The following is a 10071-nucleotide window of genomic DNA, read 5'->3' on the forward strand; positions in this document are numbered from 1 at the left end:
GCCGTAATCCGCTGCGCCGGGTGCCGCGCGGGTGGCCGGCGGCGACGGCCACCCGGGTGGAGGTCGCGGCCCGCGAGGCCTGCGTGATAGACGAGCAGGGCGCGCAGACGGAGGCGTCCCGGCTGCTGTGGTCGGCCGTCGCCAAGCTCGTCGGCGCCGCCGTCTCCCTGGCGATCCCGCTGGGGATCGTGCTCGCGCTGGTGGCGGGGTGAGGATCGTGCCCCGTGATCGCGCTGTCCAGCAGGTGGCACCGTGGTGAGGCTCATCGTTCCCGTGGTCATCGGCCTGCTGTTCCTGGCGGTGATCGCGGGCTGGTTCTGGTACATCACCTGGTTGGTGCGCTCGTCGATCGACGAACTCGCCCACCGCCGCCGGCTGCTGGCCGGAGTGGATCCGCTTCAGGTGACGGCCACGAAGGCAGCCGCGTCTGTCGAGGCGGCCCACGACGCGGCGCACAGGGCGCTCTCACTGACGGTCGAGTCCTGGTACGACCTGCGCGAGAGCCGGGCGGTGGGGACCTCACTGGTCGAGAGGTTTCCGAAGATCGAGGAGCGGGCGGCGCGGGACCCGGAGTTCCTGGATGTCCTCGAAGACGCCGACGCGCTGCTCAACGATGCCCGCCCGGGAGCGGACGAGATCGACGAGCTACTCGGGCGGACAGCACGCATGGACGAGCTGACCCTGCGGCTGAGGACCCTGGTTCATCAGTACGACTCCGCCGGGAGGCGCGGGTTCGGGCGCTTCTTCCCGCAAGGTCGGCAGTAGTCCCCATCGAATCCGCCGGCCGTCTCCTGCGTTTCGGTCGTGCTCAGCGCGGAGATTAGCCCCGGTCAGCGCGATAACCACGACCAAAACCTCGGTGAGCGTGACCGGCACGCGGACCCGGGCATGCGTCGGGCGAGTAGGCCGGGCGAGTAGGCCGGGCATGTAACGCAACACGGCGAAGAACGCACGTGACCGCAGCGGCGCTCGAGCTGCCCCTAGAGATCCCCGGGCAGCTTGTCCCGGCGGATGTCCCGCCATGAGGACTGCCGCAGCACCCCCTCCTCGGTGAAGCCCTGGTGGCGGACCTCCACCACGAGCTTGGGCAGCACCCAGATGGCGTCGCGGCGGGCGTCGGACGGCAGGTCCTCGAGGAACGGGCTGGTCTTGCGGCGCAGCGGTTCGAGCTCCTCCAGCAGCGCCTTGCCCTGCCGGTCGGAGAAGCCGGTGCCCACGCGGCCGATGTAGGTCAGCCCCGTGTGCGCGGGCAGCCCGAGCAGCAGTGAGCCGAGCGAGCCGGAGCGCCCGCCCTTGCCCGGCCGCCAGCCGCCCACCACGGCCTCGGTGGTGGTGAGCAGCTTCTCCTTGAGCCAGGTCTTGGCCCGCTTTCCCGACTGGTAGTGCGAGTCCCGGCGTTTGGCCACGATGCCCTCCCAGCCGAATTCCTCGGCCTCGTCCAGTGCGCGGTCGCCGGGTCCGTCGAGCACGCCCGGCACGTGGACCCGCTCGACCTCCTCGAGTGCCGGCGTCAACAGGTCCAACACCTCGCGACGCCGCTCCCACCGTTCTCGGCGGAGGTCCACGCCGTCGAGTCCCAGGACGTCAAAGACGAACAGGTGCACCGGGCCGATCGACGAGTCGTCTCCTTCCGCGGCGGCCTGTTTGGCCAGTGCGGAGAACTCGGGCACGCCGTCCGGGCCGGGCACGACCAGCTCGCCGTCGAGCACCGCGGGCTTCCCGATCGCCTGCGCCAGCCCGGGGAAGCCGTCGGCCAGCCAGTCCATCGAGTTGCCGTTGCGGCTCATCACCCTGCTCTGTCGGCCATCGGTCGCCACGGTCACCCGGTAGCCGTCCCACTTGCCCTCGAAGGCCCACGTGTCCTCGGGCAAGGATGTCACCGACCCCGAGGTGGGGATCATCGGCAGAGGGGGAGCGTCGGGGCGATCGGCCATGTCCGAGTCGCGGGTCTGCCCAGCGTCCGAACGGCGGGTAGTCGAGTCGCCCGACTCGCGGGACCGCGACGTGTCTGACCCCCCGGAGCGGTCGTTATCCGAGGGGTACGACGACTTGGGGTTGTCGCGTCCGCCGTAGAACGAGTCCGGCGACTGGTCCTTCATGTACTGCACGATCCACTGGTTCTTCTCGGCGTTCGTGCGTATCAACACGTACCGGCCGGAGACCTTCTCACCGTGCAGCCATACGATGATCTCGTCGGGCTTCCACTTCTCGCACTCGTAGGTTCCGCGGTCCCAGATGGTCATGTGGCCGGCGCCGTACTCGCCCTTGGGGATGGTGCCCTCGAACGTCTCGTAGCCGAGCGGGTGGTCCTCGGTGTTGACGGCCAGCCGCCGGTCCTTGGGTTCGGTGGGCAGGTTCTTGGGCACGGCCCACGAGGCCAGCACGCCGTGATGTTCGAGCCGCAGGTCGTAGTGCAGGCGGCGGGCGTGGTGCTCTTGGATCACGAAGATCGGGCCGTCGTCGTCGGAGCGGTCGGTCTCGACCTCGCCGTCGAACGGCTCCGGGGTCTTGCGGCGGTCGCGCTTGCGGCGGTACTCCTCGAGGCTGGTCACCACGGCGTCCGAGTCGGTGGGGCCGGTGTCGCAGCCTTCCTCGGCTGCGGCGCGGGTGGAGTCGTCGCTGCCGGAATCGGAACCGTCCGAATCGGCGCCGGGAGAATCGGAACCGCCGCGCTCGGGGTCCCCGTCATCCGATGACGACGACGAGGACTTCTTGCTGCTCGCGGACTTCTTCTCTCGCGATGCCAAGGACTTCTTAGTGGCGGACTTCTTGGTGGCATTCTTCTTCGACCCGCCGCCCTTCTTCGCGGGTCCCTCCAAGCCTTCGAGCAGGTCGCCTTCGGACTCCAGTCGCTTGAGCATCTCGTCCCAGTGCAGGTGGGTGAGCCCGCCGTCACCGAGTTCCTCCCACGAGCGCGGGGCAGCAACCCACGGCTCGGCGCGCCCGCGTAGGGAGTAGGGCGCGACGGTCGTCTTGGCGCCACTGTTCTGGCTCCAGTCCACGAACACCTTGCCGTCGCGGATAGAGCGCTTCATGGTGGCGGTGACCAGGTCCGGGGTCTGCTTGGCCAGCGACTGGGCGATCTGCTTGGCCACCGCGGAGGCGCCCTTGGCGGTGACGGCCTTGTCCAGGCGGGCGTAGAGGTGGATGCCCTTGGATCCGCTGGTCACGGCGTAGGAGTCCAGGCCCGCCTCGGTGAGGAGATCCCGGACGCGCAGGGCGACCTTCGCCGTCGTGTCCAGGTCGACGTCCTGGCCGGGGTCCAGGTCGATGACGATCCGCCTGGTCCGCCCCGGCTCGCCGTCGGTCAGGGTCCACTGCGGCACGTGGAGCTCGAGCGCGGCCTGCTGGGCGAACCACGCCAGCGTGGCGGGGGAGTCGAGCACCGGGTAGGTGACGGTGCGCGAGGAGTGCTCGATCGCCACCCGCGAGACCCAGTCGGGCGTGTGGGAGGGCAGGTTCTTCTCGAAGAAGGACTTGTCCTCGGTGCCGTCGGGCCAGCGCTTGCGCGTCACGGGACGCTGACCGGCGTACGTCATGAGGAGCGGCGCCACCGCGAGGTAGTACTCCAGCACATCGGCTTTGGTGGTGCCGGTGGCCTCGTAGAGCACCTTGTCGGGGTGGGTGAAACGGATCGTCCGCCCGTCGACCTCGACCGACTCCTTGCCGCCCTTGCTCGCCATGGGTCCACTCTGGCACTCGAGTCGGACAATGGCGACCGGCTACGGGGATGCTCTTCGGGCACAGGGCGTCACCCCGAGTCAGCGAGGTAGAAGCGGTGTAGATACCCGCCCGGTGCGACATTCCCCGACCCCGGCTTGAGGTCGGATGGTCAATGCACCGGCGTGATCGACCACGCGAACTACCCTCGGTCCACTTTGGTCAGGATCTCCGCGGCGAGTGAGTGCAGAGGTGTTGCACCGTGGATGCGGCCGGGTACCGTGAGTCGAGAGCGCGGCACCGCGGGTGCCGGGCGAGTCGCAAGGCCAGGTGCACCCGGGGCAGACCGGGACCCTGGCCTTACGCATGTCCGGAGTTCGTCGGGTGCGGGTATCCAGTTCACTCTCGTACAAGCAGTGGTCCAGTTCTCGTCGAAAAGTCGCGTCGCCCTGACGGCTAGCGCGGACTGCGCCGGCCACGAGATCGGCAGACCACAGTTTAGGCTCCTGCCTGCCGGGCACGTGCTCGACGTGGAAGCGCGAACCCTTGGGGAGCGAGAACCGAGCACCGCGGACTGTTGCGACGTCTCGCTCGTGCGCGGACTTGGCGGGTACGGGGGACCGGTGTTCCGATCGCGACGATATGGAAGCCATCCAAAGCAGCGACTGTCGCCGCAGCAGTGGTCCGCTGACTGGCGTCCATCTCGTTCCAATGCAGTGTGGGCGTCTGTCGTCTTCCTCGAAGCATCTGCATGGCCGCACGAACCGCGTCACGGACGCAGTCTTCACACACCGCCGCGGCGAGGACGTAGAACCCGCCGTTCGATGCCTCGCGAAATGACTCATCGGCATAGGCCACTCTCACAGCATTGTCAGACATCGCGGGCAGCGTATGGCGCCAGGCAGACACTCACGGTCTTCGCTACGTGGCGTGCTCCTGTGGCCTCCGCCGGAACTGGTGCGCTGCGCGCAGGGCCGCGTCGACATCCAGCCCGCGCCCACCCAGGAGAGCCTGTGCCGTGTCAGCGCTGAGGTCGGGGCATTCGGCGAGCACTCGGTCGAGGAGGGCCGGGGCGGGTGCCGCGCCGGCGGGGTGGCCGCCCATGGACCGCGTGAGTTGGCCAGTGATCTGCGAGAGCACGGCCCGGTCGTCGAGGGCGGGCAGGTTCAGGGAGGTGAAGCCGTCGTCGGCGTCGTAGTCAGCGCGCGTCCACGTGCCGCCGTCGTACCCGTAGATGAACCCGATCCACGTGCCCTCGGAGTCGATGCGCTCGAGGTGGTCGCCGATCGCCTCGGCCCACCACGCGGGGCACCCGGCCAGGAGGTCGGTCTCGGGCTCCCCGAAGTACTCGGCGGCGGCGCGGAAGTATGTGGTGGAGTACTCGTGGTCGTGACCCAGGAGCACCGCCCGCCCCTCGCCGGCGAAGCGGATGTCGGCCCAGTTGCCGCCGCCGTCGTCGTAATGCCACGTCGAGTCGGTGGCGTAGGCGGATTCCGCCCACCGCGGCCCGTACGCCGCGAGCACCGCGGCCAGTGCGGACCACCTGGGCGCCAGCTTCTCGGGGCGGGGAAGATCGATTTCTCGCATGAGGTGATTCTGGTCGACTGACGACCCGTGTGGAGCCGTCACATCGGATCTCACCGTCCTCCGTCAATGGCTCCGCCACAGGGAACCGATCGGCCGGATGACGACGACCACTCAGCCGAGTTCGACCGCTTCGACCCCCTCGGCGGCGAGGACCGCCTCGGCCGTGCCTCGATCACAACCAAGCAAGGAGTACTCCCAGTCGACGTCCGTGACCACGAGCCATTCCCGGCCGTCGGGCCACAGGGCGTCGACACCGCGGAAGCGGCCAGAGGCGAGTCCCGACATCGCGGGTGCATCGATGACCGTGGTCTGGAGGACCTTCATCGTGCGCCCCAGGTCGACCTCGGGTGAGCAGATCTGGGAGGCGGGGACGGCGGTGAGCTGCGGGTGGACCCGCGCGTCCGGATTGCCGGTGTAGGACGCCACCGAGTGGTCGGGGCCCGGCCCGTAGGAGTTCCAGGCAAGACCTGAGGTCTCGAAGGCCGCCCCGAACGCCTCCTCGGGTGTGGAGGTGTGGCCGGCGAGAACCTCGAAGAGCGCCCCGATTCCGGCAAGCCCTTCTGCGCCCTCGAGCGGCGTCCCGAACCGATCATCGCGCGCATCGAATCGGTCCTGCGGCGGGGGAGCGTCGTTGGTGACGGCGAGGTCCCACCACATCGACGACGGCGAGATAGTCACCCCGTTCTCCCGGGCAACCTCGTCCCAGGTGACGTCCTGATCGCCCGTGCGGGCGGGATGGCGGATCTTGAGCAGGGCCGGGAAACCGCAGTTCTCGACCGCGCTGTCGGTGAACTCCCCGTGCGTCTCGGCCAGTGGGCCGAGCTGCCGAATCCAGTCAAGGTGGGGATCTCGGGTCAGGGGCCGGATGCCGAACCCGAGCAAGTGCTGCCAGTCCCGACCCTCGGCCTCCACGTAGTCGAACAACAGCCGGGTCATCCGGGCGGGCAGGTCTGTGTCGATGCAGAGCACCGCGTGGTGGCAGGTGTCCGAGCGCTCGACCGTGAACCTCACCGTGCCACCGAGTGAGACTGTGCCCCCGAGTGAGACTGTGCCCCCGCGTGAGAGTCGGAGCTCCAGCTGCCCGCGACTGCGGGATGTGACGGTGTACGCCCGCGACGGCCGCGGACGCTGCCTGTGGCGAAAGACCTCGCGCCAGGCGCCGAACGGTCCCAGCATGGGCGGCGTATGCCGGGATCGACGAGGACGCGTGACCCGAGCGGGCCACCGGACGACATCGCCCTGCCGAAGTGGAGGTGTGGGGGCCACGCGGTGAACGTGTGCAGCGTCGGGGTCGGCGAAGGCGCGCAGGCCGGCATGGAAGTAGGGGGATCCGATCAACGCGTCGACGAGTGCCGGATCCGACGCCATCTCGGCGCGACAAGTCGCCACGAGCGCCAGAGTAGCGAGACGCCGCCTTCAGCGGTGTGATATGCGGCACACCGCTGCTACCGTCGGTAGGGCAGGCGCCCACCGCGCCACGACACCCGCACCCACCCGAAAGGACGCCTACTCATGGGTTCAGACGCCATCGGCTCGCTCGGCTCACTCGCTCTCGGCTCGCTCGCCGCCCCCATCCTGGGATCGCTCGGCCTGGGTTCGCTGCTCCAGGGGGCCAGCAGTGGCAACGGCAGCGGCACCGACTCGCTGACCGGGATGCTGCCCACCGACCTCCTCGGCGGCATCTCCTGACCGGGAGGCCTCTCCCGGCCACCCGGCACGCACGGCCGCGCGCCGCCTGACGCGCCCGCAACAAGTCGCGCCCGCAACAAGTCGCGCCCGCCACCTGAGGCACTACACGGACCCCGGACCGCACCCGCGGCCCGGGGTCCGCGCATGTCCGGGCCCGTGCCCGTCTACGCGGGCAGCGAGCGGTGACTCGCCTCGGCCACGCAGCGGATCGCGTCGAGGCTGTCGAGATCGCGGAGAAGCGCCTCCCGCCCGAGAGCGGTCCGGTTGGGCACTCCGAGCTTCATCAGCGCGGCCTCCACGTGGGTCCGGGTGGTCCGCACGGAGATCCCCAGGGCAGTGGCGATCTCGTCGTTGGTCCACCCGCGGGACAGCAGACCCACCACATCGAGTTCACGCGGGGTGAGGTGATCGTCGCACTCGGCCTCCTGGATGCGGATCAGGACCCCGTCCCCGGCGGCGTCGGTGGTGACGTGCCACCAGCCCCGTGAGCCGTCGCGGTGCCGGAAGCCCAGCGCCGCCCCGGTGCGCTGGTGCAGAGCCCCGATCCGAGAGAGGTCCCTGGTGGTGAAGGGGCCGGCGGCCACGTCACCCACCCGCACGTCGAGCGTGCCGCGGCCCACCCACACCACGAGGTCCGCGGGGGCGGGAGGGCGAGTCGCCCGGGGATCGGTCAGGGAGGCGATCTCGCTGGCGAGCATGGTCAGCCCGAGCAGGGCCTCGTCGCGCAGTGGCCGGCCGTGGGTGGAGCTCAGCGCCAGGAATCCCGGGCGGGGCGAACCGTGGCGGAGCACGCCGAGGGGGAGCGTGAGGCCCTCGTGGAAGCCGTTGGGCTTGAGCGCCTCCCGGTAGGTGCGCGAGGAGCGGAAGTCGTACGGCAGGTCGATGAACCGTCCGGCCACGCGCTGCTCGGTGATGTAACGGTGCGCGGGACACTCCGCCGCGTAGGTGGTGGAGATGAACCGGATGGCGTCGCCGGGGTAGTCGAGGTTCACCAGGACGGGGTGCGCCTGGCCGGTGGTGGCCCGCTGAGGCCCGACGAGCGTGGCGCAGTCGAACCCCAGCCCGTCGCGGACCATGCGCACCGGCTCGTCCAGGGGGGCCTCACCCCGGCCGGCGGCGCGCACGCTGTCGGCGAGACGGACCCACCACGTCATCTCCGGCGTCACGCACACCTCCGATCGTCGCAGGCCGGGGCGGAAAGGGGCATCGGCCATTCGGCCGATGTGACCTGGAGCACATGGTGCCACCATTCGGGCAGTCGGCGTAAGAGGCGCCGGATGCCAACCCCAGGAGGACCCGTGAACGTCGAGGAATACTCAGCACAGGACGCGACGTCGCTCGCCGCGATGGTCGCCGCCGGTGAGGTCACCGCGGACGAATTGGCGACGCTCGCCACCGACGGAATCACCGCCGTCAACGCGCACCTCAACGCCGTGGCGTCGGGGCCGTTCGACACGCCACTCGACCACGCCTCGGACGGGACCTTCGCGGGGGTGCCGTTCGTGATCAAGGACCTGGTCTGTCATGCCGAGGGCGTGCCCACCCGCATGGGCACGAGGATGTTGGCCGACGGGGTGGTCCCACCGGCGGACACGCATCTGATGGAGCGGTTCCGGGCTGCCGGCCTGGCGACGGTCGCGGTCTCCACCACGCCGGAGTTCGGCTACAACGCCAACACGGAGGCCCTGGTCTACGGCTCCACCCGGAACCCCTGGGACACCTCGCGGAGCGCGGGCGGCTCGAGCGGCGGGTCCGGGGCGCTGGTGGCTGCCGGGGCGATCCCGATGGCCCACGCCAACGACGGTGGCGGTTCCATCCGGATCCCGGCGGCGGTCAACGGGCTGGTGGGCCTCAAGCCGAGCCGGGGCCGGGTACCGCTCGGCCCGGATCTCGACAGCACCGCGTTGAGCGGCAAGGCCATCGAGTTCGCCGTCACGCGGTCCGTCCGGGACGCCGCGGCCCTGCTCGACGAGGTCGCGGTGAGCTACCCGGGCGACCGGTTCATCATCGCCCCGCCGGAACGGCCGTGGGCCCGGGAGGTGGGCGCCGATCCGGGCCGGCTGCGCATCGCGCTGCACACGGACTCGTGGGCGGGCACGGCGGTCGACCCCGAGGTGGTGGCCGCGGTGGAGCAGGTCGCGAGGACGCTCGAGGAGGCCGGCCACCACGTGGAGCGGGCGACGCCCGCCTTCGAGTGGGAGGAGTTCCTGCAGGCCACGGCCAAGGCGTGGGCGGCCTTCCTGGCGGAATCGGTCATGGGGGTGGAGGCGATGAGTGGCACGACCGCGGGCCCGGACAACCTGGAGGCCACCACGTGGGCGTGCGTGCAATTCGGTCGGGGCCTGTCCGTCCTGGACATGGCGGCGGCCACCGCGACGTTCACCTCGGTCTCCCGGGAGGTGGGCCGGTTCTTCGGTGACCACGACATCCTGCTCACCCCCACGACCAACCACCCCGCCATGCCGCTGGGCTATTTGGATGCGAACGCCGACCTGGACGCCCTCGGGTGGACCCGCAGGATCTTCGACGCGTTCTCGTTCACCCCGCTGTTCAACACCACCGGGACGCCGGCGATCAGCCTGCCGCTGGGGCAGTCTCGGGAGGGCCTGCCGATCGGCGTGCAGCTCGCCGGGCCGATGTGCTCGGAGTCGATGCTCCTCCGGGTGGCGGCGCAGCTCGAGGCCGCGATGCCCTGGTCCGCCCGCCGCCCCGGAGTCCACGTCACCACGGTCTGATCTCGTGCCTCGTGGTGCTCTGTCTGCGCGGCCGGAGCATCACGGGGCCGGGCCATCCCTACCCGGCGGCCCCACCCCCCGGACCGGCTCCGGGCCGCACCCAGCGCACGCCGAGCAGCCCGTCCGGGCCCGACCCGAGGTGCCGGTCCACCACGTCCATCCACGCTCCGACGGCGGGGGAGAGCGGGCGGTCCCGGTGGCGGACCAGGGTGATGGTGCGGGACCGCTCCGGCACGAGGGGTACAAAGGTCAGGCCGGCGAAGCGCATGAGCGGCAACACGAAGCCCGGGACCGGAGCCACTCCCAGGCCCGAGGCGGCCAGGCCGGCGACGGCGGCCACGTTCTGGGCGCGCACGATCGTGGCGGGGGAGACGGCGGCGTCGTCCAGGGCAGCGGAGAC

Annotated in this window: 8 protein-coding genes and 1 pseudogene; 4 read left to right on the forward strand and 5 right to left on the reverse strand. The window is 70.4% G+C overall.

What is annotated here, in order from left to right; genetic code table 11:
- Together IY392_RS00765 and IY392_RS00770 are read left to right on the forward strand one after the other, a co-directional pair.
- Positions 1-212: pseudogene (locus IY392_RS00765) on the forward strand (hypothetical protein); the annotation flags it as partial.
- Positions 213-252: 40 nt separating this feature from the next.
- Complete coding sequence (locus IY392_RS00770; protein ID WP_194860270.1) at positions 253-765, forward strand: hypothetical protein; 513 nt, start codon at positions 253-255, stop codon at positions 763-765.
- A gap of 215 nt (positions 766-980) precedes the next feature.
- Here IY392_RS00770 and IY392_RS00775 read toward each other — a convergent pair whose 3' ends face one another.
- The 3 genes from IY392_RS00775 to IY392_RS00785 all read right to left on the reverse strand — a co-directional run bounded on the left by IY392_RS00775 (position 981) and on the right by IY392_RS00785 (position 6258).
- A complete protein-coding gene (locus IY392_RS00775; protein ID WP_194860271.1) occupies positions 981-3683 on the reverse strand; it encodes an ATP-dependent DNA ligase in 2703 nt (900 codons plus the stop codon).
- 898 nt (positions 3684-4581) lie between these two features.
- The gene (locus IY392_RS00780) at positions 4582-5247 is read right to left on the reverse strand and encodes a hypothetical protein (RefSeq protein WP_228548859.1); all 666 of its coding nucleotides are present in this window, start codon (positions 5245-5247) and stop codon (positions 4582-4584) included.
- Positions 5248-5358: 111 nt separating this feature from the next.
- Entirely contained in the window at positions 5359-6258 is a 900-nt protein-coding gene (locus tag IY392_RS00785; protein WP_194860272.1) for a hypothetical protein, read from the reverse strand.
- A gap of 501 nt (positions 6259-6759) precedes the next feature.
- Here IY392_RS00785 and IY392_RS00790 point away from each other — a divergent pair.
- The gene (locus tag IY392_RS00790) at positions 6760-6936 is read left to right on the forward strand and encodes a hypothetical protein (protein ID WP_176475023.1); all 177 of its coding nucleotides are present in this window, start codon (positions 6760-6762) and stop codon (positions 6934-6936) included.
- Positions 6937-7100: 164 nt separating this feature from the next.
- Here the strand turns inward: IY392_RS00790 and IY392_RS19045 are convergent, their stop codons facing one another.
- On the reverse strand, positions 7101-8150 hold the full coding sequence (locus IY392_RS19045) for a helix-turn-helix transcriptional regulator (RefSeq protein WP_228548860.1): 1050 nt from the start codon (positions 8148-8150) through the stop codon (positions 7101-7103).
- An 84-nt stretch (positions 8151-8234) separates the two neighbouring features.
- Between IY392_RS19045 and IY392_RS00800 the strand changes: the two genes are divergently transcribed.
- On the forward strand, positions 8235-9671 hold the full coding sequence (locus IY392_RS00800; RefSeq protein ID WP_194860273.1) for an amidase: 1437 nt from the start codon (positions 8235-8237) through the stop codon (positions 9669-9671).
- A 58-nt stretch (positions 9672-9729) separates the two neighbouring features.
- Here the strand turns inward: IY392_RS00800 and IY392_RS00805 are convergent.
- Positions 9730-10071 (reverse strand): LysR substrate-binding domain-containing protein (locus IY392_RS00805; protein WP_255541985.1); only part of this gene is annotated, 342 nt, incomplete at its 5' end.

It is taken from the genome of Dietzia sp. SYD-A1, from assembly GCF_015356725.1.
Classification (GTDB): Bacteria; Actinomycetota; Actinomycetes; order Mycobacteriales; family Mycobacteriaceae; genus Dietzia.